The following is a 24580-nucleotide window of genomic DNA, read 5'->3' on the forward strand; positions in this document are numbered from 1 at the left end:
CGGGGGCCGATGGCCCTTCACTGTCGGTCGGCGAAGAGAGCGTCTCCCTTCCAAGGGGCGGTATCGCCCTCCGCTACGCGGATAACTTCCAAGGGGCGGTATCGCCCTCCGCTACGCGGATAACTTCGGTCGGGTTAGTTCGTCACCAAAGGGTGACGAACTAACCGAATCTGGTATAAAACTTGGTGGCCAGGATGCTGGCTCTCCTCAACAACGATTGAGCCTTTACCCATTTTTGCAGGTATAGATATGGTTTGGAATAAAACCATGCTGCGCTGGCTCATAATACTGGCTGTGCCTTGGGCAATGGTTTACGCCCAGACCCCCCCAGCGGGAAACCCGATGCTCCCGGCAAACAGGTTGGGGCTCAGTGTCACGCAGGAAAATGGGGGCCTCACCTTTCGCAAAGCTGAGCTAAGTTTTACCTACGTAGAAGGGATTGGCTGGGCCCCCCCGCTGGAGGCCGGCCTTCCCCCGCCCCAGGGGATGCTGTTGCCCATAGAAGTAATCCGCGCGGTGGGCCTGGTAACCGCCCCGGAGGCGCGGGTGCGTTTTTCTGCAGACGCCAGCCGCTTGCGCCTGGTGCTGGATCTGCCCGAGGGCGACGCGGTGCTGCCTGCGCCTTCCGACTTAGCACCCTATCCGGGCCGCCTGGAGCTGAGTCTGCCTTACTTTTTGCCGGGCCTCGAGGGCCTGCGGCCTGCGGGGGTGGAGGTATTGGCTACCTACGAGGTGCAGAGCACCCGCCTGACCCTGCAAGCCCCGCTGGGCCGCCTCTACCGCTATCGCAGCTTTGTGCTTGAGAACCCCCGCCGCTACGTGCTCGACGTGTACTACCTCGAGCCCGAGCGCGAGGAGACCGTAGAGCCCGGTTTCCGTTACCGAGAGCTGTGGGCCTGGACGCCCGAGCCGGTGCGGGTTTACTGGCTTCAGGCCCAGCCGGGACGCTGGCGCATGGAGCCCGTAGGCCGCCCTGGCGAGCGCCGGGCGCTGCCGGAGATGGCCCCCGGGGCGCTGGCCCTCTTGAACGGGGGCTATTTCGATGGCCGCACCGGCACCCCCATCGGCCTGTGGGTGCGGGGTGGGGTGCCCCTCAGTTTTCCCTATGGGCGCAGCGCCTTGTTCTGGCAGGACAACAATGTATTTGCCGGCCTGCCCCGCTTTACGGCCTCGGTGCAGCTGGCCGATGGGCGCACGTTGCGGGTGGGGCTCAACCTGGCCCGGGCCCGCTACACCGTGCACACCCTGCCGGGGCCGGTGGGGCGGGTGGGCGAGAACATTCACCTGGTGCAGGGCGAACAGATTGTTGCTACCTACCCCGCCCCCTACGAACTGCCCGAGGGCTTCTGGGCGCTGAGCTTCCCTGCTGAAGAGCCCCTGGCCCGCACCGGCGAAACACTTCGGCTTTTGGTGGGCCTCGAGCCGCCCGTGAACCATGCCCTGGAAGCGGGCCCCCTGCTCATCCAGGGCGGGGTCAATGTTTTTAGCCCCAACGCCGAACCCTTCCGCGACCGCGCCCCGGTGGAGGCAGTGGCGGCGCAGTCGGCGGTGGCCTGGACGCAGGAGGGCGCGCTTTACTTCATTGTGACCGAGCCCATGCGCCCCGAGGCGCTGGCCCGCACTTTGCAGGAACTGGGCTTCTGGGGGGCCATTCGCATGGATGGTGGCGGCTCGGCGCAACTATGGGTGAGAGGACAGCTCAAGAACCCGAACGGGGGCCTGCTGGGGGTTCGCCCGGTGGTGAGTGGGCTGGCCCTGTTTCCCAGGCCCTAGCCTGCTAGCCGCCCCGCCTCCCTCGAGCGCAAAGCGTGGTAGACCTTTTTGCTGTGGGTGGCTACAAACAGGTACTCTTCGTTTTCGGTATGGGAGACCTGCCCCACCTTCTGGCCCTGGGGGTTGTAGATGCCAATGCGAGCACCCACGTAGCGGCGATGGGGTTGGGTCAGGCGCACCACGTAGCCCCACCCCTTGAGCAGGGCTTCGATTTCCTCGAGGCCAAGAAAGCCCTCGTTGTTGAAGGAGAGCACCAGATGCCGGGCCCTGAGGCCAGAGAGCAGTTTGGCCATGGCGCCTGCTGCTTCGCGCTTGGAGTTGAAGGGGCTTTTGCGCTCCTGTACTTCGGTGCGTTTGCGGGCAACGCCGTAGGTCTGGGGGTTGTCCCAGCGCATTAGGGTTTCCCACAGGTGGTAGTTGCCCAGGTAGGAATGCTGGTTGTAGGGGGGGTCGAGGTAGAAGAGGTCAGCCTGTAGGTGGGGGGCAATCTCCAGGGCGTCGGCCTGTAGCGCCTGTCCCTCGCCCGGGAGCAGGGGGGGATACTCGAGGCGCAGCGGATTGAACGAACGCGGCGCCCAGCGTTTCAAGTAGGCCATCTGGATACCGGTGGTGGAGTCTACCTTGTCGGCGGCCAGCATCAGGCTGGTCAGCAGAATAGCCCGCAGGGTTTCGTCTCCGGCTGCTTCACGTTCTATACCTTCACGAATAGCCTCGATTTTTGCCCCGTTGTGGGGCTGGATAAAGCGCGACTCCTGGCAGTAGGTGCGGGTGAACCAGCCGCTTTGACCCCTGAGCCGGTGCAGCCGCTTCAGGATGGGCTCGAGGCGCTCGGGGGGGTACTGCTCCCGGTTGGCCTGCACCAGCGTTTGGGCCAGCACCAGGGCATAGGTGTGGAGGTCGTTGGCGGTGACGAAGAGTCCCATCTTCTTGAGCGCATGACCCACCCGGGCGCTGCCTGAGAACAGGTCAACGGCATCCTTCAAGGGGTCAATGGCGTTAATCTGCTCCACCACCCCGGTAATCCAGGGCAAAAGCGCACGCTTGGAGCCAATATATTTGACCACTACGGCAATTCTACACTCAAGTGCGGCAAATTATGCAATAGCAACGGTATAATTTGATAATTTGGATGAACCAACTTTGACCCAAACGTTTAATTACCGCTTGACTTACAGGATTATTCCTAGCCCACGCCGACGATGGGCAGAGATCTGTTTTCCTGAAGGTCCACCTTTAGGTTTTCTTAAGCTGGGTCTTGGCCCATTTCTCATTTTTATGTTTTAGCCTGAACACGCCCCCAGGAGTTGATCCCAAAATCTGAAGCTGTGCTGACCGGGCACGCTCAGTATGGAAACCATGCTTCTGGGCAGAGGCATCGTCCATTGTCGTCCTGATCTCGAGGCCGCACGAAGGGAGGTCGTATGAACATAGCGATTCTTTGCCATGCCAGCGCAGGGGGTTCGGGGGTGGTGGCTACCGAGCTGGCGCTGGCCCTGGCGGGGCTGGGACACCGGGTGCATGTGGTGGCCACCGAGCGGCCCTTTCGCCTGACCGAAGAGAGGCTGAGCCAGCTGGGCCTGAGCAGCAACCTGCTGGGTGCAAGCCCCATCTCGATGGGCCAGGATCCGGTAGGTGGGCTGGGCCGCATATTCCAGGCCTCCAAACAGAGTGTGGCCCGCTGGCTGGGGTTGCTCAAGCGACCCCTGAGGGCGGGTTCGCTGCATTTTCATCAAATTTTGAGCGCCGATTACCCCCTGTTCCAGGAACCCCTGACCCCGCTCACTGCCGCAAACTCCATCGCTGAGCTCATCGAGCGCTTCAAGATTGAACTGGTGCATGCCCACTACGCCATTCCCCACGCCACCAGCGCCATTCTGGCCCGCGACATGGGGCTGGATATCAAGGTCGTTACCACCCTGCACGGCACCGACGTGACTCTGGTCGGGCCTGAACCGGCCTTTGCCAAAACTACCCAACACGCTGTACGCACCTCGGACGCGGTGACGGCGGTCTCCCACTCGCTGGCCCACGACACCCACCGCAAACTGGGGGTGGAGCGCGAGATTGAAGTGATCTACAACTGGGTGGACCCCGAGCGCTTCAAGCCCAACCGCGATCCAGCCTACCGGGCCCGTTTTGCCCAGCCGGAAGAGGCCATCGTAATGCACGTTTCGAACTTCCGCGCGGTCAAGCGCCCGCTGGATGCTTTGCGGGTATTTGCCGGCATTGTGGAGCGGATGCCCGCGCGGATGCTCATGATTGGCGAGGGGCCCTTGCGGCAGGAAGCCATCGAGCTGGCCCACGACCTCGAGATAGCCGGACGGGTGCAGTTTTTGGAGTCTACCCCCACCATCGAGAAGTTCATGAGCGTGGCCGACCTGTTTTTGCTGCCCTCCGAGCAGGAGTCCTTTGGACTGGTGGCCCTGGAGGCTATGGCCAGTGGGGTGCCGGTGGTGGCGAGCCGGGTGGGGGGGCTGCCCGAACTCATTGAGGAGGGCCGAACCGGCTTTTTGCGCCCGATGGGCGATGTGCAGGGGATGCTCGAGGCCAGCCTGGAAATCCTCACCAGCCGTACCCGCCGCCGCAACATGGGCGAGGCCGCCCGTACACGGGCCATCGAGCGTTTCCGGCCCGAGGTGGTGCTGCCCCGGTATCTGGAGGTCTACGAGAAGACCCTCGAGGGTCAAGCGGTGGGAAAATAGCGCGGCTACCAGCAACAAAGCCTGCGGCTTCAGCCCATACAATGGGGTATGGGCTCCGAAACCGAGCGCAAATTCCTGGTTCGCTCTTCAGACTGGAAGCCGGGGGCGGTGGGCGTGCTGTACCGCCAGGGCTATTTGTGCCGCCAGGAGGCCCGCACTGTGCGGGTGCGGATTGCAGGCGATCAGGCCTACCTGACCATCAAGGGCCAGGCCCAGGGGTTAACCCGCCTCGAGTACGAGTACCCCCTCCCGCTGGCCGAGGCCCAGGAACTGCTCGAGCAACTTTGCCTGCGGCCGCTCATCGAGAAAACCCGCTACCGCATCGAATACCGCGGACGGGTCTGGGAGGTAGATGAGTTTGTGGGTGAAAACCAGGGGCTGGTGGTGGCCGAAGTGGAGCTAAAGTCCCCCGACCAACCCCTCGAGCTGCCCGACTGGGTGGGAGAGGAAGTGACCCACGACCCCCGCTACCTGAACGCCAATCTGGTGGTGCACCCGTTCTCGAGGTGGGGCAAGCCCTAAAGCCAAAGGGGATATTTTCTTTAGCGCAAATTTAACCAGGCCCGAATGTTTATTTGCCTACAAAGTTCGCCCCCGCATCCCCCACACTGGGCGCGTGAGCCCTACCGAACTTGCCCAGTACCTTTCGGGTCTGATTGAGCATCGCATCCAGATAGCCACAATGCTGTGGGGGCCGCCGGGGGTGGGGAAGTCCTCCATCGTGGCGCAGACCGCCCGCAAGTATGGGCTTGGCTTTATTGACTTGCGCCTCTCGCAACTGGCCCCCACCGACCTGCGCGGGCTGCCGGTGCCCCTGGACGGGGTTTCGCGGTGGTATCCGCCCGAGTTTTTGCCCCGGGAGGGCGAGGGTATTTTGTTCCTGGACGAGCTCAACATGGCCCCTCCGACCATGCAGGGCATGGCCCAGCAGCTCATCCTCGATCGCAAGGTGGGCTCCTATGAGCTGCCGGAGGGCTGGTTTGTCTGGGCGGCGGGCAACCGCAAGGAAGACCGCGCGGCGGTGTTTGATATGCCGGCCCCGCTGGCCAACCGCTTCATTCACCTCGAGGTTGCCCCAAACTACGAGAGCTTCAAGGCCTATGGCTTGCAGGCCGGTATAGACGAGCGCATTCTGGCTTTCCTGGCCTTTCGCCCGGCCCTGTTACATCAGATGGACGCCAAAAGCCCGGCCTGGCCCAGCCCCCGGAGCTGGGAGATGGCCTCACATTTGCTCAGGGCCGGGCTCGACATTGCCCCGGTGGTGGGCGAGGCCGCCGCCGCCGAACTCGCGGCCTACGAGCAGGTCTACCGGGTGCTGCCCGAGCTGGGCGAAATTCTGCACGGCCAGGCCAGCCCCCCTTTCCCCGAGGAACCCTCGGCCCGCTATGCCCTTACCATGGGGCTGGCCTTCCACGCCGAAAGCGCCCGCCAGGCCCTCAACGCCTTCCGCTGGATGGTCGAGGTGGCCCCTACAGAGTGGGTGCAGCTACTGGTGTCCGACCTGTATACGCGGCTAAAGCAGCACGGGGTGGGAGAGTTTGCCCTGCTGATCCACGAAGAGCCCCGCCTGCGGGCCTACCTCGAGGACTACCGGGAACTGGTACTGGGCTGAGCGGTGGGGGATAGCCCCGAAGGCCCTGTGGGGTGGAATCGAAGTGCGCATGAAGGCCTTGCTTGAAGAAGCCCAGAACCCCCAGACCCCGCCCGAGCGGCTGCGGGCTCTGGCCTCTCGGCCCGAGGCCGAAATCCGCCGTGCGGTGGCGGCTAACCCCAATACCCCCGAAGCGGTGCTTTGGCGGCTGGCGGTACACTTTCCCGAAGCAGTGCTGGGCAACCCGGTGCTGGATCTGTTCTTGCTGGTGAATGCCAACTGGCTGGCCGAGCTTCCAGGATATGCCCGTCTGCGCTTGCTGGGCAGCCCCGAGGCTTCCTCGCATTTCCTGCGCTGGGCGGTGCGGGAGGGCGACTATGGTGCTGTGCTCAGCGTGTTGCGCAATCCACAGGCGCCCCTCGAGCTTGTAGAGGCCCTAACCGATCATGCCCTGCCTGGGGTGACCGAGGCGGCCCGGCTGCACGTGGGCTTCGAAAGCGAGCCCCTGGAGGCGGCCCTGGGTTGGTGCGAAGTGGACATGGACTATCTCGAGCTGCGACAGATGGTGCTGCTGGGCATGACCCCGGCCTGGCTGGCCCCGCGCCTGGCCCTCGAGCCCGACCCCAGCCTGCGCCTGGCCCTCCTGGAACAGGCCGACCTGCCTAAAGCGGTGCTGGAAGCCTTCCTGCTCGATGAAGAGGAGACGGTGCGCAAAGCGGCCCGCCAGCATCCGGCCACCCCCCACCAGACCCTGAATTGGGTGGAGCGGCTGGAGGCCGGGCTTCCGGTGGAGATGCCCCTGGAGACCCTGGTTCAGGCCACCCCCTGGGTGCGCGCGCTGGTGGCCCGGCACCCCCAAACCCCGCCATCGCTGCTGGAGCGCCTGACCACCGACGACGACTGGCGGGTGCGCATCGCCGCGGCCGGCAACCCGGGCCTACCTGCGGCCTGGCTCGAGACGCTGGCCCAGGACGGCGACCGGGAGGTACGACAGGCGGTGGCCGCCAACCCCCGGTGCCCCGCGGGGCTGCTCGAGCGCCTCCTGGCGGACGAATCCGAAGAGGTGCGGCAGGCTGCAGCCCAGAACCCTGCCCTCCCCTCGCAAATGCGCTGGTTCTTAGAGCAGCTTCAATCCCACGACGCCCGGTTCTCGCCCCAGGAGCTCCAGCGCCTGGCCGCCCTGGGCGCGCACACCCGGCGGCTGGCCCTGGCCCATCCCCTCGCCCCGGTGCAGCTCTTACACCACTACCACACCGACCCCGACTGGCTTGCCCGCCTGGCAGTAGCCCGCCACCCCCATACCCCTGCCGCCACCCTAGCCGCCATGGCCGCCGATACCGACCCCGACGTGCGGCAGGCGGTGGCGGTACACCCCTTTACCCCACCGGAAAGCCTGCAAGCCCTGGCCCATGACGAGCAGCCCGACGTGCGGGCCCAGGTGGCCCAGAACCCCCAGACCCCCCTGCCGGTGGTTTTACAACTGGCCCAGGACGGCCACTGGCGGGTGCGCCAGGCGGTAGCGGCCCGCCCCTCCACCCCTGCCGAGGTACTGTACCAGCTGGCCCAGGACCCCGACCGCGACGTGCGCCAGGCTGTAGCCGACCACCCCCGGGTGCCGGAAGGGGCCTTACGCTTGCTTCTTGAAGGTCTGGAACTGCAGGTGGAAATGGGTTTGGTGGAGTTTTGCCGAAGGGCTAAACACGCAGAACCCCTGCCGCCAGCACTGCTGGACAGGCTGGCCCAAGGCAACGAGTGGGCCCGACGCCTGGCTGCCCTGCACCCCTCGACCCCTGTTCATACCCAGGGCGTCCTGGCCCAGGATCCCGACTGGCGGGTGCGCCAGGCCCTAGCCTCCAACCCAGGTGTAGACCGCGACCTGTTGTTTTTGCTCTCGCAAGATCCCGATGCCGATGTGCGGCGGGCGGTGCTGATGCACCCGCAGGTGACCGCAGAAATTCTGGGGCGTCTGGCCAACGACGACCCACAGGACATTCGGCTGCGGGTAGCCGAGCACCCCCTCACCCCCGTGCCCGCCCTGCACAGACTGCTGGCCGACCCCGACGAGCAGGTACGGCAAGCGGCCCAGGCCCACCCCCGTGCCCCGGCCGACCTGGTGGCGCAGTACCGCCGGGCCGAGGCCCTCGATCCGGGCCTAGAAGGCCGATTCTTACAGCAACTGGCCCAGCAGGGTGTCTGGGGCCGCACCCTGGCTGCACAAAACCCAGCCACGCCGCCCTCGACTTTGCAAGACCTGCTCTACGATGGCGAGTGGACGGTGCGGCAGGCGCTGGCCAGGAACCCGGCCCTCGGCCCCGAGACGCTGGCCATTCTGGCCCAGGACGCCGATCGGGATGTGCACCAGGCCGTGGCCCAGCACCCCCAGACCCCCCAGGCTACCCTGGGTGTTCTGCTGCGGGATGTAGACGAAAATGTGCGCCTCGCAGCCTTGCAGAACCCCCACCTCGACCCCCAGACCCTGGCGGCGTACCGCACCCGGCTGGCGCTGGCCGCCTCGAGGTCGCCCTTTGCTCTGAACCGCGCGGTGGCCCTGGCCGGCCCCCACATCCCTGCGCAGGAGTTATCCAAGGTGCGCCACTGGTCTGCCCCGGAGTGGCTGGTGCGCTACGCGGTGGCCCAGAACCCCAACACGCCCGCCACGGTGCTGGAGCGCTTGGCCCAGGACGGCAACCGACTGGTGCGAAAAAAGGCGCTCGAGGCTCTAGGGCTAAGACTGGATGGCCAGCGGCCCTGACGACTTGCGTGAGGTTGAAATGTCCGAAGTCGAAAAGAATTCTCCATCCCGAACCCCGCCTGCACCGCCCGCACTCGACCGCCGCATCAGCGCCAGTCTGTTTCGCCTGCGCAAGCGCTCGCCCTTTTTGGCCACCCTGGCCCTGTTTGCCCACTACCGGCCCAGCCTGGAACTTCCCACCGCAGCCACCGACGGGCGCAACGTTTTCTACAACCCCCACTTCATGGCGGCCCTTTCCGACGAGCACTTCGACGGGGTGCTGCTGCACGAGGTCCTGCACGCTGCTCTGTTGCACGTGACCCGCCGCTCGCACCGCGACCCGGAGCGCTGGAACATTGCTGCAGACATTGTGGTCAATGGCATCCTGCTGCAAAACGGCTTCGGCCTGCCGGAGGGGCATCTGCGCAACACCGAGCTCGAGCACCGTGCCGTCGAGGAGGTCTACGCTCTGTTGCCCAGGCCACAAGAGCCGGTGGTACTGGATTTGCTCGAGGCCCCCCCGAACGATGCCAAGTCTGAAGATGCTGAGGCAAAAGAGGGTCAAGGCCAGCCAAAGGACAAGGGTAAGCTGTTCCGCGGTAAAAAGCGCCTGGGCAGCGACGCCCTGAGCGAGGCCGAGAAGGCCGCAATCGAGAAGCACTGGAAGAAAGCCATCCAGCAGGCCCAGGCCGTTGCCCGTAGCCAGGGCAAGGGCAGTCTGCCAACGGGCCTCGAGCGGGCTTTTGGACTTTTGCAGCCGCCAGAACTGGACTGGAAAACCCTGCTGTGGCGGTTTCTGGTGCGCACCCCCACCGACTTTGCCGGCTACGACCGCCGCCACGTGGGGCGGGGCTGGTACCTGGAGACCCTCGAGGGCGAGAGTCTGCCGGTCTACATCGCCGTGGATACCTCGGGCTCGGTGGACGATACCCTCATCCAACGCTTTCTGGGCGAGGTACAGGGCATCCTGGGGGCCTACCCGCACCTTAAGGCCCAGCTCTTCTACGCCGATGCTGCTCTGTACGGCCCCTATGCGCTGCAGCCGGGCGACGAAATCCCCCCGCCCCAGGGGGGCGGCGGCACCGATTTCCGCCCGTTTTTTGACCGGATAGGTCGCCAGTTGGAAGGGGTGTGTGTGTATCTGACCGACGGCTACGGCGACTTTCCCCCAGAGGCCCCGCAACTCCCCACCCTGTGGGTGGTTGCGCCGGGGGGGCTCGAGTCCGGCGCTTTTCCCTTTGGTGAGGTCGCCCGCCTGCTCTAGCGATACAATCACCACATGGCTGTTCGACTCGAGGACATCCGGGCCGCCCGCGAGGTGATCCGCGGGATTATCGCGCCCACCCCCACCCTGCCCGACCCCCTGGCTTCCGAGGAGCTTGGGGTGCGGCTGTGGGTGAAGGCTGAAAGCCTGCAAAAAAGCGGCTCCTTCAAGATTCGCGGAGCCTACCACAAAATAGCCGCCCTCACCCCGGAAGAAAAAGCCCGGGGGGTGATTGCCCCTTCGGCGGGCAACCACGCCCAGGGGGTGGCCCTGGCCGCGGCCATGCAGGGCATCCGCTCGGTGATCGTGATGCCCCAGCACGCCCCCCTGACCAAGATTGTGGCCACCCGCCGCCTGGGGGCCGAGGTGGTCTTGCACGGCACCAGCTTCGATGATGCGGTGGCTCACGCCCACGAACTCCAGCAGCAGCACGGCTACACCTATGTCCACGCCTTCAACGATGAAAAAATCATCGCCGGCCAGGGCACCATCGGCCTCGAGCTCCTGGAAGCCCTGCCCGACCTGGACGTGCTGGTGGTGCCCATCGGTGGGGGCGGCCTGATGGGGGGCATTGCCGTAGCGGTCAAGAGCCTGCGCCCCCAGACCCGCCTGGTGGGGGTGCAGGCGGTGGGCTGTGCGCCGGTCAATCTCTCGCTCAAGGCCGGGGAGCCGGTCAGTGTGCCGGTGGCCCAGACCATCGCCGATGGCATCGCGGTCAAGCGCCCCGGCGACCTGACCCTGCCCCTCATCCAGCAGTACGTAGACCAGGTGGTCGAGGTCACCGACGACGAAATCGCCCGGGGAATTGCCCACTGCGCCCAGAACCTCAAGCTGGTGGTGGAGGGGGCCGGGGCCGCCGGGATGGGGGCCATCCTGGCCGGTAAGGTGCCCGCCCAGGCCGGCCAGACCGTGGCCACGGTGCTCTGCGGGGGCAACATCGACGGCAACCTGCTCTCCCGCGTGATCGAGCAGGTCATGGTGCGGCAGGGGCGCTACCTGCTCCTGAAGCTGGCCGTGATAGACCGCCCGGGGGCCCTGGCCCGGGTGGTCGACCTGGTGGCGGGGGCCGGGGCCAACATCATCGACATCTTTCACCGCCGGGCCCTCTGGCTGGCCCCCCTGGGCAAGGTGGGGGTGGAGCTGGTGCTCGAGGTGCGCGATGCGGCCCACGGCGACGAGGTGGTGGTGGGCCTCGAGCGAGCCGGCTACGCAGTCGAGCGCGAAAACGTGGGCGATTGGCCGGATTGAAGGTCGGCCAGTTTTCCCGATGACGTTTGGGTGACGTTCGGTCGCGTACAGTATGGGTATGAAAAAGTCCTTGGCAGCGTGTGCCTTTTTGTTTGGCCTGGCCCTAGCTCAGACGGCTCCTTTTACCGATCAGGATCGAATCCTCAATTTTCTGGTGAGCAACCACCCCACGGTGATTGAGGGGCAGGCCTATATTGCGGTGCTCCAGTCCACTAGGGTCTGGGTGGTGAACCCCGGCCAGAGCACCGACTGGCGCAGGCCCAACTTCATCTATGCCACGGCCTGGTACGACCGCGAGCGCAACGGCCTCGACCCCATCCAACGCATTGCCTTCAACGGGATGCCGCTCCAGGAGCTTTCCAACCGCTTTGGCCCCTCCTACGCCCTGAAGCAGGTGCCCACGGAATCCCTGTTCGAGACCTGGATCAACTGGTACGCTTTTTTCGACCCTCGCTTTTTCCCCACGTACGTATCGGCAGATGACCTCTACAGCCAGCCCCGCTGGACGCTGGCCTATCCCGCGCCCTACCGCCTGAACCTGCCCAACCCGCTTCGCCTTGGGGCGGTCGAGTGGTCGTTCGAGATGGCCCCGGCCTATGCCATCGACCGCGCCCCGGACTACGGCTCGCTGAAGCTGTACCCTAGCCGTACCAATCCGGCTCAGACCCCCCTGGCCCACCTGATTGCCAACCCTGGCAGCGTGTCGCGGCGCATTCCCCCCGATGGCTCGCTGGCCGGCTCGGGGGGTGGCTGGGTGGCGGGTTCGCTTCAGGGCTATGCCGGGGCCAGCGCCTGCAATGAGCGGAGCCTGGACTTTGGCGGAGGGGCCACGGTCAACAAGGTGCTGATCAAAGCCTGCACCCTGGTGGTTTCGCCGGTGACGTTCGAGGTCGTTGCCCCCCGGTAGCCCAAGCAGGCGGCTCGAGGTAGAACCTCGAGCCGTTGTGCACTAACTTCCTCAATCTCTAAGGAATCGGCGTGGCCGTCCAGGAGCCTTGGCTCAGGCTGGTGCGCCCATTCTCTTGCTGCACTAGGATAAAAGGGCCCTGGATGCTCTTGTCGGCCTGGATGTCGCCCTCGCCCACAATGCGCCCGCCCTTGCCCAGGTCAAAGATGACAAACACCTTCTTGTCGCCGGCCAGGGCGCCCTTGACCGGAATCTCGCTGCCATCGGCCAGTACCAGCTTGCCCTCCAAGCGTCCGTAGCCTTCCTTGAGCCGGACTTCCAGGTTGAGCCTGCCTTCCAGCTTTGTCCCCTTGGCCGGGCCATCCTCCACCAGCCCACTAAAGTCGTAGCTGAGCTTTTGCGGCTGGGGGGTGGGCATGGGGGTCGGCCCCGATACGGGCGTGGCCGTCCAACTGCCCCGGTCGCCGGCGGCAGGCCCCACAAACGGGCCCTTGAACATCCCGCCCGCCTCGCGCTTACCGGTGCCGATAATCAGCAAATTATTGGCCTTGTCCACCTCGAAGAAAATGTAGATGCGCCCCCCACGGGTCAGCACCCCTTTGGCCGGCACATTCAGGTTGTTGCCGGTCAGAGCGCCCATGAACACAAAGTGGCCGCCCCCCACCGGCTTGAGCTCGAGGGTCAGCTTGCCCGACAGCACGGTGTCCTTGCTGGGGCCTTCCTCCACCTTGCCGCTAAAGTCGAAGACCACCTGCTGCTCAGGGGCCCGACCCTGAAGCTCGAGGTCGTTGCTCACGGAGCGGGCTTCTTCCACCGACATGCTTTCGCTGATGGGTGTTGCGGAAGGTGTGGAGTTGCTGGGGCTGCCACAAGCCGCAAGCAGCAGCGCCCCTGCCAGCGCTAAAAGCCATTTGCCCGAACCCAGATTTTGCATGGTTGACACCCCTTTCGTCGCGATCCATTCTTTGGGCATCAACGGTTAGAAGTCTAAGAAGAAATATAGTGCGAATTACGTGCTGGTCACGTTTTTACCCCGCGTTAATTCATCTGGATGCTTAGGTTTTCTTTAGAAATCTGCCATTGCCTATAAAAAATCAGACCCCCACAGGCGCTGCCTGATGCTGTGCTTCTATAGCCCTGTCTCCAATCCCAAAGTCCTGCGCGATGAGCCGGGCGGTCATCTTGGCCGACATCATTACGCTGGGGGTGCCCGCGCCAGGCTGGACGCCTGCCCCTACCAGGTAAAGGTTGGCGATGTCCTCACTCTTGTTGTGCGGCCGGAAGAAAGCCGACTGGGCCAGGATGGGCTCCGGCCCAAAGGCGTTGCCCAGGTAACTATTCAGGGTGTGCTCGAAGTAGTCCGGGGTGATGAAGCTCTTGTGCACCAGGCGCTCCATCAGACCCGGCAGGTAGCCGCGCTCGTCCAGGAACTGGAGCACCTTGTTTACAAACGGCTCACCCAGCAAGTCCCAGTCCAGCTTGCTGCCGTTGTGGGGTACGGGAATCAGGGTATAGGCCGCGTGGTGGCCGGGCGGGGCCAGGCTGGGGTCGGTGAGGGTGGGGATGTGCAGGTACTGGCTGAAGTCCCTGGCCAGCACCTTGCGCCCAAAGATGTCCTTCAAGAGCTCCTCGTAGCGGGGCCCCAGAATGATGTTGTGGTGGCGCAGTTTCTGGCCTTCACGGCCGTCGGCCCGGAAGCCAAAGTAGATCACCACCAGCGACATGCTCTGGGGGCGGTTCTTCACCACCAGATCCGACTGCCAGAAGCGGTACTGGGGCTCAATCAGCTTCAGGTAGGTGTTGGCGTAGTCGGCGTTCGAGACCACAATATCGGCGTGCAGCACGGTGCCGTCGGCCAGGGTGATGCCCTTGGCAATTTTTTTGTTGCCCTCGCGCACCACGTTGATTTTCCCGACCTCGGCGTTGTAGCGCATGATGCCGCCGAGTTCCTCGAACTTCTGCACAAAGGCCCGCACCAAAGCCCCCGTGCCCCCCAGCGCAAAGTGGATGCCCCAGGTTTTTTCTACAAAGTGAATCATGGCGTAGATGGCCGGTACGCTCAAGGGGTTGCCCCCTACTAAAAGGGTCTCGAAGCTAAAGACCTGGCGCAGCTTGGGCGATTTGAAATACTTGCTGGCAAAGCTGAACAGGGTGCGCACGGCGTCCAGGCGCAGCAGGTCGGGAATTACCCGCAGCATGGTGCCCAGGTCGCCAAAGTGGGTGTAGCCCAGCTCGAGGAAGCCCCGCTCAAAAATCGCTCTGGCGTCGGCATGGAAACGCTCGTACCCCTCGAGGTCGCCCGGCTCGCCCAGGGCCGCTACCTGGCGGCGGGTGTTTTCGGGGTCGCCATCGTAGTCGAAGAAGGTGCCGTCGTCGAAGTAGATACGATAAAAAGGCAGGATGGGTACAATCTGAACGTACTTGCTGGTTTGGGGCCCCCCCGAGATGCCCTCCCGGATGCGCTTGTCCTCGCCCAGCACCTCGAGGGGAAAATCGGGCAGGTGCAGGTTGGATTTGCCGCGCTCGAGGCTAAAAAGCTCCTCGATGAAGTGCGGCACGGTAATAACGGTAGGCCCCATATCGAAGGTAAAGCCGTCTACGTGTTTGACATAGGCCCGCCCACCGGGGCCGTCCAGTTTTTCTACGATGGTGGTATCGAAGCCCAGGCTTTGTAAGCGGATGCCCATCGCCAGCCCTCCAATGCCCGACCCAATTACAATGGCGGTTCTCTTCATATCACCGCCAAGGATACCCCGGGGTAGCAGGGACATTCTTCGGCAGAGCTACATTCTGCGGCTTCCCACGCTACAACGCTGGGTACAAAAGTGGAGCTACCCAGACCAAGCGATGCGAGCCCGCTTCTGGCTTTTGGCTTTTTGCTGAGGGCCTTATGCTATGCACCATGAAAGCCATCCAGGTACAGCGCGCTGGCGGCCCTGAGGTTCTGGAGCTCACCAACCTGCCCAAACCCAGCCCCGGCGCGGGGCAGGTGCTCATACGGGTTGAGGCGGCGGGGCTTAACTTTGCCGACATCCTTTATGTGGCGGGCGAGTATCTGGTGCGTACCCGCTACCCCACGGTTCCGGGTATGGAGTTTGCTGGGGTCGTGGAGGCTATGGGCGACGGGGTCGAGGGGCTCTACATAGGCCAACGGGTGGCGGCCCTCGGCGGAAGCGGTGCTTTTGCCGAGTATGCTGTGGTGCAGGCCCGCTCGGTGCTGCCGGTTCCAACCCCAATGAGCGCAGCGGAGGCCGCAGCCTTTCCGGTCTCCTACTTCACCGCCTATTTCGCCCTGCAAACCCAGGCCCAGGCCAAACCGGGCGAGTGGGTTTTGGTTCAGGCCGCGGCTGGGGCGTTGGGTACAGCCTCCATTCAGATTGCCGCGGCCCTGGGTCTGCGGGTGGTGGCCCTGGCCAGCAGCGAGGAAAAACTGGCCCTTTGCCGTAGCCTGGGGGCCGACGTAGCGCTGCTCAACACCCAGGACAACCTGGTGGATGCGGTCAGGCAGGCCACCGAAGGCAGGGGTGTGGACATCCTGATGGAGGTGGTGGGGGGCGCAGGCTTTGCCCAGAGCCTCAAGATGCTGGCCTACCGGGGCCGCCTGCTGGTGATTGGCTCGGCCTCCCGTGAGATGGCCCAGATGTACCCGGTGAGCCTGATGAAGGGCAACCAGAGTGTGATGGGTGTATGGCTCACCCCCTTCCTCAGCGACCCTGCCGAGATGCAAGCGGCCACCTCCTTCCTGATGCCCCTTTTGACTTCGGGCCGGGTGCGGCCGGTGGTGGGGGAGCGGTTCAAGCTGGAGCAGGCAGCCGAAGCCTTTCGGTTTGTGTTGAGCCGTAAGAACACCGGCAAGGTGATTCTGGAGCCATAGAAAGAAAACAGCACGACCAAAACTACGGAAGTAATACCGGATGCAAAAAGATAGTCTTCAAACCCCACAACCCTCAGAGGCTATCTTGTGAAATCCAGGAGCGAACGGTCGGTGAAAAAAGTGTCTCCCTTTGTAAGGGGCAGTATCGTCCTCCGCTACGCGGTAACTTCGGTCGGCATCACCGTTCGGTGACGAACTAGCTGAGTCTGGTATTCGTGTGTCACAGGGTAAGTCAGATTCCTCTTGACAGCGCTTTCAAAATCTGTTTAATTAGTGTGCTTAGTACAGGAGTTATTTGGAGGCTTCTTTTGCGCGAAGCGGTTACCTTAAGCGATGTGGCCCGCGAGGCTGGTGTCTCACCCAGTACGGTTTCTCGGGTGATAAATGGTACAGCGCGAGTGGATGCCAGCAAGCGCGATGCCGTATTGAAAGCTATTGAGCGGCTGAATTACCAGCCCAACATTATGGCCCAGGGGCTGGCTCAGGGGCGTTCCTTAACCGTTGGTGTGATTACCCAGGAGATTAGCAGCCCCTACTACGGCGAGATGCTAAGGGGGGTGGAGCAGGCTCTGGAGGCAACCCCCTACCACCCCATCTTTGCCAGCGGACACTGGCGGGCCGACCAAGAGGAAGCAGCCCTCAAAGTGCTGGTGGGCCGTCGGGTGGACGCCCTGGTGGTGATGGACAGCAGTGTCCCCGAAGAGCGTCTTTTGGAGTTGGTCAAGAAGATGCCGGTGGTGGTCATAGGGCGTCAAATAGAAGGTCTGAGCTGCTTGAGCATTGACAATGCCCAAGGGGCTTACGAAGGCACCCGACACCTGATTGAGCTGGGCCATCGCCGGATTGCCCATATTGCAGGCCCCCATTCGCACCCCGACGCCATAGAACGTTTGGAGGGCTATAGAGCGGCTTTGCAAGACGCGGATGTTCCCTTTGACCCAGCTTTAGTGGTAGAGGGGGATTACCTCGAGCCCTCCGGTGTGCTGGCGGTAGAGTCGCTGCTGGCGCGGGGGGCCTTGTTTACCGCCATTTTTGCTGCCAACGACCAGATGGCCTACGGAGCCAACGTGGCTCTATATCGTCGTGGCATTCGTGTTCCACACGATGTGTCGTTGGTAGGCTTTGACGATCTGCTGAGCTCGAGCTATTTTTCCCCACCGCTCACCTCGGTTCGGCAGCCCAGTCAGGAGATGGGCTGGGAAGCAGCACGCTGGGTTTTGGCTATGCTCGAGGGCAAAAGTTACACTCCTCGTCCCCTCTCGACCCGGCTAATTGTGCGAGAATCAACGACTTTATTGCGTTCACCCAGTTCCCGTTTGAGGCTTCAAATGTTCTGATAGATACCGAGCGAGGGAGGGAGATAAGAAAAATAAAACTTTTGAAAGCGCTTTCAAAATGGCCCTAAGCAACTGTATGGGGCAGGAAGCCCCAAAAAAGGAGATACCCGTGAAGCGAGTAATCCTGATGGCACTGCTGGTTCTGGCAGGTCTGGGCTTGGCCCAGAAGACCACCCTTACGGTGGCAGTTTTCCCCAATCTGGATGATGCCCTGAAAGTTCTAATTCCTGCCTTCAACAAGAAGTTCCCAAATGTCGAGGTGAAGCTGGTTGTTCAGCAGTATGGTGATCACCACAACGCTCTCACCACAGCTTTGGCCACCGGGCAGGGGTTACCGGATGTGGCAGCCATTGAGGTCGGCTTCGTGGGACGTTTTGCTGAAGGGCAGGGGTTTGAAGACTTCAATAAGGCCCCCTACAACGCGGCACAGTACAAGCAGCTTTTTACCCCTTATACCATTGCTCAAGCTACCGCATCTGACGGGCGCTTTATTGGTATGCCTGTGGATATTGGGCCAGGAACCTTTTTCTATCGGGTAGACGTCCTTCAAAAGGCACAGATAGACCCTAAGAATATGACCACCTGGCCGGGCTACATTGCGGCTGGTAGAAAAATCAAGGCTACTACCGGCTCCTTCCTCATCGCTGATGCAGCTGACGTGGCCTGGATCAACATCTTTGCCAGCACCCCGACCAACAACAGCCCCTACTTCGATGAGAAGGGCAATGTGGTTGTGGATAGCCCTCGCTTTGTGCGGGCCTTCGAACTGGCCAAGAATATCCGTGCTGCAGGTCTGGATGCCAAGATTGGAGCCTGGACCAACGAGTGGTACGATGCCTTCAAAAAGGGCACGGTTGCTACGCAGTTTTCGGGGGCCTGGTTACAGGGCCACCTGCAAAACTGGATGGCCCCGGAAACCAAGGGCTTGTGGCGGGTACAACAACTTCCTGAAGGAATGTACGCCTCTTGGGGAGGTAGCTTTTTAGGGATTCCCTCGACCTCTAAGAACAAGGCCATGGCCTGGGAACTGATTAAGTTCCTAACTGTTAACAAAGAGTCCCAAATAGCTGCTTTCAAGTCAATTGGGGCTTTCCCAGCCCTGCTTGCGGCCCAAGAGGATCCTGCCTTCGCAGAGCCAGTGGAGTTCTTGGGGGGGCAGAAAGCGCGTGTGCTGTGGCGTGATGCAGCTCGGCGGGTCAAGGCTCTCAAGGCCAACAAGTATGACCGCGTTGCCTTTGAAATTGTGAGTACGGCTTTGTCGCAGGTGCTCGACGAGGGTAAGGACATACCGGCAGCCCTGGCTGAGGCCAAGCAGCTGATTCAACTGCGCATGCGCTAGCAATAGTGGGGAGGCGGGTTTTCCTTCCTCCCCCTTTCCGTGGCGTTTTGTGAGGCCCTTTCATAGCAGGAGCTATACCACGCCACTGAAAAGGAGCACTTGTGCGAAAGACTGACAGCTCCGCACCCGCCGGTATAGTCACCCTGGCCATGCGCTGGAGCAATTTCCAGCGTCGCTATGCACCTTACATCTTTATTAGCCCGTTCTTTATCCTTTTTCTGATATTTGGTCTGTACCCAACCCTTTTTTCCCTGTACATATCCTTCCAGTCCTGGACACCCAGCGACGGCTGGGGTCGCTGGAAGTTTGTGGGCCTCGAGAACTATACCTTCACCCTCACCGACCCCATGTTCTGGCGATCTATGTGGAACACCGTTTGGCTGGGAATTTTCTCTGGTCTGCCTCAGCACCTTATTGCCATTCCACTGGCCTTCGTAATCCACATGGTGCTAGGCCGCTTCAAGACCCTGGTCACGGCGATCTATTTTCTGCCTTATATCACCTCCTCGGTGGCCATTGCCCTTATCTTCAACACGCTGTTCGCTACCAACAATGGGGTCATTAACCTGGTCATCGGCCAGCTCAACACCTGGCCGGTGCTGGGTTGGTTTTTGCCCGATGAAAACATAAACTGGTTTCTCAACTCCACCATCAAATACGGCATAGCCCTGGTAGTTGTCTGGCAGTTTACCGGCTGGAACACCCTTCTCTACCTCTCGGCCATCCAGGCCATTCCCAAAGATCTGTATGAAGCGGCAGCGGTGGACGGTGCAAATCGGTACCAGCAGTTCCGTTACATCACCCTGCCCCTGCTGCGGCCCATGATGTTTTTTGCTGTAAGCCTCACCATTATCGGCAATATGCAGCTCTTCGAACAGCCTTTTGTACTGCTCAACGGGGGAACCAGTGCTGCAACCCAGGGCGGACAAACCGCAGCCATGTACATGTACCGCACCGCTTTCGAGTGGCTCGATATGGGCACAGCTGCCTCTATTGCCTGGGTTCTATTCATCTTCATCGGGATCCTGACCTACCTAAACAACCTGATATTTGGCCGCACGGTTCGAGGGGAGGTCTGAAATGCCGGAAAGTTTCAAAAAAACTTCACTGGGCGGGCTGCTGATACGTATAGGCGGTTACATCCTGCTGGCCCTGGGTGGAGTGGCAACACTGGCTCCGTTCTACTTCATGTTTGTCTTTGCCACCCACCAGCGCTCAGAAATATTTGGTTTCCCGCCGCCCACATGGTTTGGTGAGCACTTCTGGACCAACTATCAAATCCTAGTACAGAAAATCCCTTTCTGGCGTGCCTACTGGAATAACCTCTACCTGGCTTTGATGACTACCATTCCCAGTCTGTTCTTTTGCAGTCTGGCTGGGTATGCCTTTGCCATGTACGAGTTTCGCTGGCGCGAACGCCTGTTTGGGGTGGTGATGGCCACCCTTTTGGTACCAGCCATCCTCAACCTGATTCCCTTTTATCTGCTGATCTACCAGGTTGGCTGGATCAACCAGCCCAAAGCCCTGTGGGTTCCGGCCATGGCCGGGGCGGTGGGCATTTTCATGATGCGTCAGTACATCCTTTCCTCCATTCCCAAAGAACTCATTGATGCGGCCCGTATAGATGGGTGCAGCGAGTTTCAAATCTACTGGCGGATCGTGCTGCCGCTCATCCGACCTGCTTTGGGCACGCTGGGTCTAATCACCTTTATCGGTTCCTGGAACCGCTTTGCCGATGTCAACGTGATCATGCGCACCCAGGAGACCAAAACCCTGCCGGTAGTGCTTCGTACGCTGCAAGGAGCCACCGATGTGGAGTGGGGGGCCATTATGGCTGGTACTGCCCTGTTGGTACTGCCGCTGTTGTTGGCCTTTGCTCTGGCAGCAAGGCAGTTGATGGAGGGATTGACTGCAGGTGCCGTCAAGAGTTAGGAAGTCACTATAACTAGACAAGGAGACTGCTGTGCGAAGAAGCGATTTCCCCAATAATTTTGTCTGGGGTACCGCCACCTCGGCCTATCAGATTGAAGGGGCAGTAAGTGAGGATGGGCGCGGGGCAAGCATCTGGGATACCTTCAGCCACACGCCCGGTAAGACTCGAGGGGGCGATACCGGCGATGTGGCCTGTGACCACTACCACCGCTACCCTACCGATATCGGCCTGATGCGAACCCTGGGGGTTAACGCCTATCGTTTCTCCGTGGCCTGGCCGCGCATTTTTCCCCAGGGGCGGGGTGAGCCCAACCCCAAAGGACTGGCCTTCTACGACCGTCTGGTGGATGCGCTGCTCGAGAGCGGCATTACCCCCTGGGTAACCCTTTACCACTGGGATCTGCCCCAGGCTTTGCAAGACCAGGGCGGCTGGCCCCAACGGGACACGGCGTACGCTTTTGTGGAGTACACCGGCTATCTGAGCCGGCATCTAGGTGACCGAGTCAAGCACTGGATAACCCTCAATGAGCCCTGGTGCTCGGCTCACCTGGGCTACTATGCCGGTATACACGCTCCGGGACTGCATGACCTATCCCTCTCGATACAGGCCTCCCACCACCTGCTGCTGGCCCACGGCCTGACGGTACCGGTGATTCGCGAAAACGCTCCAGGCGCTCAGGTGGGCATCACCCTTAATCTATCCCCTGGGCACCCGGCCAGCCCCGACCCTGCCGATATCGCTGCAGCCCGCCGCTACGACGGCTTCCAGAATCGCTGGTATCTCGATCCCTTGTACGGCTTTGGTTACCCCCAGGACATGCTCGAGCTTTACGGTGAAGCTGCCCCCTGCATAAAGGAAGGCGACCTCGAGGCCATCGCCACCCCCACCGACTTTCTGGGCATAAACTACTACACCCGCGCGGTGCTACGCGATAGCTCCGAGGCACCCTACTACCTGGCTGTGGCGCGCAGTGGCCGGGAATTCACCCAGATGGACTGGGAGGTCTATCCCGATGGCCTGCGCGAGCTATTGGTACGGGTGAGCCGGGAGTACCGCCCACAGGCCCTCTACATCACCGAAAACGGTGCGGCTTACCCGGATGTACTGGTGAATGGACAAGTGTCCGATCCGGAGCGTACCCACTACCTCGAGCGCCACATTGCCGCCTGCCTGCAAGCCCTGCGCGAAGGCGTACCGTTGCGGGGCTACTTTGCCTGGAGCCTGCTGGATAACTTCGAGTGGGCTGAGGGCTATGATAAGCGCTTTGGACTGGTCTACGTAGACTTCGCCACGCAGGCCCGTTATGTAAAACAGAGCGGGCACTGGTACAGTGCATTTCTTCAAGAAAACGTGCTCACCCCGTGAGGATTTACAATCCTGCCTGTCGTTTACCTCGGCCCAATATCCTGGGTGGTTGCATCCCCTCCATGACCTTCGAACGAAGGGAGGCCCCAGATCCCCGGATGTGTAACGCTATAAAACCCCTCAAGTGGTGTACTCTCGGCTATCATCGGCCATACTATGGACATGCCATCTGCCGACGTGATTGTGGTGGGCCTGGGTGCCATGGGCAGCGCCAGCCTGTACCAGCTGGCCCGGCGCGGGGCCAGGGTGATTGGGATAGACCGGTACGGCCCCCCGCACATCTACGGCTCCAGCCACGGCGAGACCCGCATTACCCGGCAGGCCATCGGCGAGGGGGCGGCCTATGTGCCGCTGGTGCTGCGTTCGCACCAGATTTGGCGCGACCTCGAGGCCCAGACCGGCACCTCGCTTTTTTGGGCCTGTGGGGGCCTGGTTTTGAGTGGCCAGGTGGGCCAGGCCCTGCACCACGGTAAGCCGCAGTTTTTAGAGCGCACCCTGGAGGCCGCCCGACAGTTTGGCATCGCCCACGAGGTGCTGGATGCGGCGCAAATACAAGAGCGATTTCCCCAGTTCATACTGCAAGGCGACGAGACCGGCTACTTTGAGCCAGGGGCAGGGTTGCTCTACCCTGAGCGTTGTGTGCAGGTGCAGCTAAAGCAGGCCCAGCGTTTAGGCGCGGTGGTGCATACCGGCGAAACCGTTCGGCGAATCGTTCCCCTAAATGATGGGGTAGAGGTCGAAACCGATCAGACCCGCTACCGCGCCGCCAAGGTGGTGGTTAGTGTGGGGGCCTGGGCTGCCCAGTTGCTGGGCGAACCCCTGGCGCAGGTGCTGCGGGTCTACCGGCAGGTGTTGTTTTGGCTCGAGGCCCCAGACCCCCAGGTCTACGGGCCGGAGCGCTTTCCTATTTTTATCTGGATGTTCGGCAGCGCCGAGGGAGAGCACTTTTACGGCTTCCCGCAGGTTTCGCAGGGCGTGAAGGTGGCCACCGAACAGGCCCGTACCCCCACCCACCCCGATCAGGTGGAGCGGCAGGTATCTGAGGCCGAAACCTGGGCTTTCTTCACCCGCTACGTGCAAGGCCGCTTGAAAGGGCTGGGCCCCGGCTGTCTCAAGAGCGCTACCTGTCTGTACACTTCGACCGTCGATGGCGACTTTATTCTCGACTTCCACCCCGACTCCGAGCGCATCCTGGTGGCCTCACCCTGCTCGGGGCACGGCTTCAAGCACTCGGCGGCGGTAGGGGAGGCCCTGGCCGGGCTGGCCCTGCATGGGCGAAGCCCGTTTGACCTGACCCCTTTTCGTCTGGCCCAGCGTCCAGTATGGGGCTAAAGCTCTGGCCCAGACGCCAGGCTTCAATACCCATAGGGGGTATAGTATATTCTACAGCCGTGCGGAGGTAAGACGATGATCTCGAGCGTAACCCCAATCGAATGGATTCTGGGCGGCGTGGTGGGCATTGGCTTGCTGGTGCTGATTCTGCTCATCACAGCCCCTTTTGCCGATGTGTTCAAGAAGAAGAGATAATACCAGATTCGGTTGATTCGTTACCGAATGTTAACGAATCAACAGAGCCGAATTTATCCGCGCAGCGGAGGGCGATACCGCCCCTTGGAAGGGAGACGCTTTCTTGGCCGACCGTTTGGGAGGGATGTGCTCTAGGATTCAAAAAGACAACCTATGAGTTTTTGTTTTTGTAAACTGTCTTTTTGAATCCGGTATTAGATGCCAGCATCGAGCATTGATCGCTGAAAGCAGCGCCTAGCCATGTGTGCCAGCGATAGCTTTGTTGTCCCAGTGGGCCAGGGCCCTGAGCACGGCGTCGCGTTCGTTCTGGTGTGAGAGCCGCTTGAGGGCCTCGGGCACCGGAAACCAGTCCACCCCGTCCACTTCTTCTTTTTGGGGCCGGGGCATTCCCCCCACATAGCCCATCAAGAAGTGGTGGACTTCCTTGGTGACGGTGGTCTGGATGCCGTCATCCTTAACCGTGAAGTGGTAGCGGATGCTGCCCAGGGGGGCCAGCACCTTGGCCTCGATGCCGGTTTCTTCCCGCACCTCGCGGATAGCTGTTTGAAAATAGCGCTCCCCCGGCTCCACCTGGCCTTTGGGTAGGCTCCAGACCCGCCCGTCCTTAATGGCAATCAGAAGTACCTCGAGGCCCTTTCCCCCGGCCCGTTCTCGCAACACCACTCCGCCCGCCGAAGTCACACGGCGGCGGGATTGCGGCAGTGACTGAGGCCCATTGCCCCCGGTCATGCCGCGCTTGGATCTACGGCGGCGCGAACCAACTGAATAACGCATACTGTAACTACTTCCCAATGACCCAACAATGGGTGCCTGAAAATAGTGTACACGGAACTAGGGCATTTGTCGTGCATAAAGGCACATAGACTCATCTAAAGAATTCGGTTGAGTAACGAAGTGGTGTGATGATGGGTAAAAACCAACATTTTGGAGAGGATTGGTTTGAAAGCCGTTGCCAAGCAGAGAGGGAATGTTGTATTGGACGGTGACGA

Annotated in this window: 19 protein-coding genes; 15 read left to right on the forward strand and 4 right to left on the reverse strand. The window is 61.7% G+C overall.

The features are described 5' to 3' along the window. Positions 1-342 precede the first annotated feature (342 nt). The gene (locus tag Mhypo_RS12295; RefSeq protein WP_119341601.1) at positions 343-1773 is read left to right on the forward strand and encodes a phosphodiester glycosidase family protein; all 1431 of its coding nucleotides are present in this window, start codon (positions 343-345) and stop codon (positions 1771-1773) included. On the opposite strand, the gene Mhypo_RS12300 is transcribed toward Mhypo_RS12295, so the two are convergent. Continuing rightward, positions 1770-2837 carry a DNA adenine methylase gene (locus Mhypo_RS12300; RefSeq protein WP_119341586.1) on the reverse strand — a complete coding sequence of 356 codons (1068 nt, stop codon included), beginning with the start codon at positions 2835-2837 and terminating at the stop codon, positions 1770-1772. The genes Mhypo_RS12295 and Mhypo_RS12300 overlap by 4 nt on opposite strands. A gap of 357 nt (positions 2838-3194) precedes the next feature. On the opposite strand from Mhypo_RS12300, the gene bshA reads away from it, so the two are divergent. The 7 genes from bshA to Mhypo_RS12335 all read left to right on the forward strand — a co-directional run bounded on the left by bshA (position 3195) and on the right by Mhypo_RS12335 (position 12216). Next, positions 3195-4475: an N-acetyl-alpha-D-glucosaminyl L-malate synthase BshA gene (bshA, locus tag Mhypo_RS12305; protein WP_119341587.1), complete on the forward strand. Its 1281-nt coding sequence runs from the start codon at positions 3195-3197 to the stop codon at positions 4473-4475. 48 nt (positions 4476-4523) lie between these two features. Continuing rightward, entirely contained in the window at positions 4524-4997 is a 474-nt protein-coding gene (locus tag Mhypo_RS12310; protein ID WP_119341588.1) for a CYTH domain-containing protein, read from the forward strand. 94 nt (positions 4998-5091) lie between these two features. Beyond that, the gene (locus Mhypo_RS12315; RefSeq protein ID WP_119341589.1) at positions 5092-6087 is read left to right on the forward strand and encodes an ATP-binding protein; all 996 of its coding nucleotides are present in this window, start codon (positions 5092-5094) and stop codon (positions 6085-6087) included. Positions 6088-6136: 49 nt separating this feature from the next. Further along, positions 6137-8818 carry a variant leucine-rich repeat-containing protein gene (locus Mhypo_RS12320; RefSeq protein WP_119341590.1) on the forward strand — a complete coding sequence of 894 codons (2682 nt, stop codon included), beginning with the start codon at positions 6137-6139 and terminating at the stop codon, positions 8816-8818. A 19-nt stretch (positions 8819-8837) separates the two neighbouring features. Then, positions 8838-10061 carry a vWA domain-containing protein gene (locus Mhypo_RS12325; protein WP_119341602.1) on the forward strand — a complete coding sequence of 408 codons (1224 nt, stop codon included), beginning with the start codon at positions 8838-8840 and terminating at the stop codon, positions 10059-10061. A 15-nt stretch (positions 10062-10076) separates the two neighbouring features. Continuing rightward, the gene (ilvA, locus tag Mhypo_RS12330; RefSeq protein ID WP_119341591.1) at positions 10077-11309 is read left to right on the forward strand and encodes a threonine ammonia-lyase; all 1233 of its coding nucleotides are present in this window, start codon (positions 10077-10079) and stop codon (positions 11307-11309) included. A gap of 58 nt (positions 11310-11367) precedes the next feature. Continuing rightward, positions 11368-12216, forward strand: a complete 849-nt coding sequence (locus Mhypo_RS12335; protein WP_119341592.1) for a hypothetical protein — start codon at positions 11368-11370, stop codon at positions 12214-12216. A 58-nt stretch (positions 12217-12274) separates the two neighbouring features. Here Mhypo_RS12335 and Mhypo_RS12340 read toward each other — a convergent pair whose 3' ends face one another. Further along, positions 12275-13150 (reverse strand): hypothetical protein, encoded by an 876-nt coding sequence (locus Mhypo_RS12340; protein ID WP_119341593.1) that lies wholly within the window; start codon positions 13148-13150, stop codon positions 12275-12277. 160 nt (positions 13151-13310) lie between these two features. Beyond that, positions 13311-14951: a phytoene desaturase family protein gene (gene crtI / locus Mhypo_RS12345; protein ID WP_119341603.1), complete on the reverse strand. Its 1641-nt coding sequence runs from the start codon at positions 14949-14951 to the stop codon at positions 13311-13313. 167 nt (positions 14952-15118) lie between these two features. Between crtI and Mhypo_RS12350 the strand changes: the two genes are divergently transcribed. The 7 genes from Mhypo_RS12350 (at position 15119) to solA (ending at position 23396) form a co-directional block, all read left to right on the forward strand. Further along, on the forward strand, positions 15119-16090 hold the full coding sequence (locus Mhypo_RS12350; RefSeq protein ID WP_119341594.1) for an NADPH:quinone oxidoreductase family protein: 972 nt from the start codon (positions 15119-15121) through the stop codon (positions 16088-16090). A gap of 308 nt (positions 16091-16398) precedes the next feature. After that, on the forward strand, positions 16399-17427 hold the full coding sequence (locus Mhypo_RS12355) for a LacI family DNA-binding transcriptional regulator (RefSeq protein ID WP_119341595.1): 1029 nt from the start codon (positions 16399-16401) through the stop codon (positions 17425-17427). 109 nt (positions 17428-17536) lie between these two features. Continuing rightward, entirely contained in the window at positions 17537-18766 is a 1230-nt protein-coding gene (locus Mhypo_RS12360; RefSeq protein ID WP_240637240.1) for an ABC transporter substrate-binding protein, read from the forward strand. A 101-nt stretch (positions 18767-18867) separates the two neighbouring features. Then, complete coding sequence (locus Mhypo_RS12365; protein ID WP_240637241.1) at positions 18868-19845, forward strand: carbohydrate ABC transporter permease; 978 nt, start codon at positions 18868-18870, stop codon at positions 19843-19845. Position 19846: 1 nt separating this feature from the next. After that, the gene (locus Mhypo_RS12370) at positions 19847-20698 is read left to right on the forward strand and encodes a carbohydrate ABC transporter permease (RefSeq protein ID WP_119341598.1); all 852 of its coding nucleotides are present in this window, start codon (positions 19847-19849) and stop codon (positions 20696-20698) included. Positions 20699-20729: 31 nt separating this feature from the next. Continuing rightward, positions 20730-22064, forward strand: coding sequence for a GH1 family beta-glucosidase (locus Mhypo_RS12375; protein WP_119341599.1), 1335 nt, complete (start codon positions 20730-20732; stop codon positions 22062-22064). 162 nt (positions 22065-22226) lie between these two features. Continuing rightward, positions 22227-23396, forward strand: a complete 1170-nt coding sequence (gene solA, locus Mhypo_RS12380; protein ID WP_119341604.1) for an N-methyl-L-tryptophan oxidase — start codon at positions 22227-22229, stop codon at positions 23394-23396. A gap of 429 nt (positions 23397-23825) precedes the next feature. On the opposite strand, the gene Mhypo_RS12385 is transcribed toward solA, so the two are convergent. Then, positions 23826-24320: an NUDIX hydrolase gene (locus tag Mhypo_RS12385; RefSeq protein ID WP_119341600.1), complete on the reverse strand. Its 495-nt coding sequence runs from the start codon at positions 24318-24320 to the stop codon at positions 23826-23828. Between the last annotated feature and the right edge of the window lie 260 nt (positions 24321-24580).

This window comes from Meiothermus hypogaeus, from assembly GCF_003574035.1.
Taxonomy (GTDB): domain Bacteria; phylum Deinococcota; class Deinococci; order Deinococcales; family Thermaceae; genus Meiothermus; species Meiothermus hypogaeus.

Excerpts from the sequence above, each read along its gene's own strand:
- Mhypo_RS12350 (WP_119341594.1), top strand. The coding sequence starts at position 15,119 with ATGAAAGCCATCCAGGTACAGCGCGCTGGCGGCCCTGAGGTTCTGGAG.
- solA (WP_119341604.1), top strand. The coding sequence starts at position 22,227 with ATGCCATCTGCCGACGTGATTGTGGTGGGCCTGGGTGCCATGGGCAGC.
- ilvA (WP_119341591.1), top strand. The coding sequence starts at position 10,077 with ATGGCTGTTCGACTCGAGGACATCCGGGCCGCCCGCGAGGTGATCCGC.
- crtI (WP_119341603.1), bottom strand. The coding sequence starts at position 14,951 with ATGAAGAGAACCGCCATTGTAATTGGGTCGGGCATTGGAGGGCTGGCG.
- Mhypo_RS12320 (WP_119341590.1), top strand. The coding sequence starts at position 6,137 with ATGAAGGCCTTGCTTGAAGAAGCCCAGAACCCCCAGACCCCGCCCGAG.
- Mhypo_RS12370 (WP_119341598.1), top strand. The coding sequence starts at position 19,847 with ATGCCGGAAAGTTTCAAAAAAACTTCACTGGGCGGGCTGCTGATACGT.
- bshA (WP_119341587.1), top strand. The coding sequence starts at position 3,195 with ATGAACATAGCGATTCTTTGCCATGCCAGCGCAGGGGGTTCGGGGGTG.
- Mhypo_RS12310 (WP_119341588.1), top strand. The coding sequence starts at position 4,524 with ATGGGCTCCGAAACCGAGCGCAAATTCCTGGTTCGCTCTTCAGACTGG.
- Mhypo_RS12325 (WP_119341602.1), top strand. The coding sequence starts at position 8,838 with ATGTCCGAAGTCGAAAAGAATTCTCCATCCCGAACCCCGCCTGCACCG.
- Mhypo_RS12340 (WP_119341593.1), bottom strand. The coding sequence starts at position 13,150 with ATGCAAAATCTGGGTTCGGGCAAATGGCTTTTAGCGCTGGCAGGGGCG.
- Mhypo_RS12335 (WP_119341592.1), top strand. The coding sequence starts at position 11,368 with ATGAAAAAGTCCTTGGCAGCGTGTGCCTTTTTGTTTGGCCTGGCCCTA.
- Mhypo_RS12385 (WP_119341600.1), bottom strand. The coding sequence starts at position 24,320 with ATGACCGGGGGCAATGGGCCTCAGTCACTGCCGCAATCCCGCCGCCGT.
- Mhypo_RS12295 (WP_119341601.1), top strand. The coding sequence starts at position 343 with ATGCTCCCGGCAAACAGGTTGGGGCTCAGTGTCACGCAGGAAAATGGG.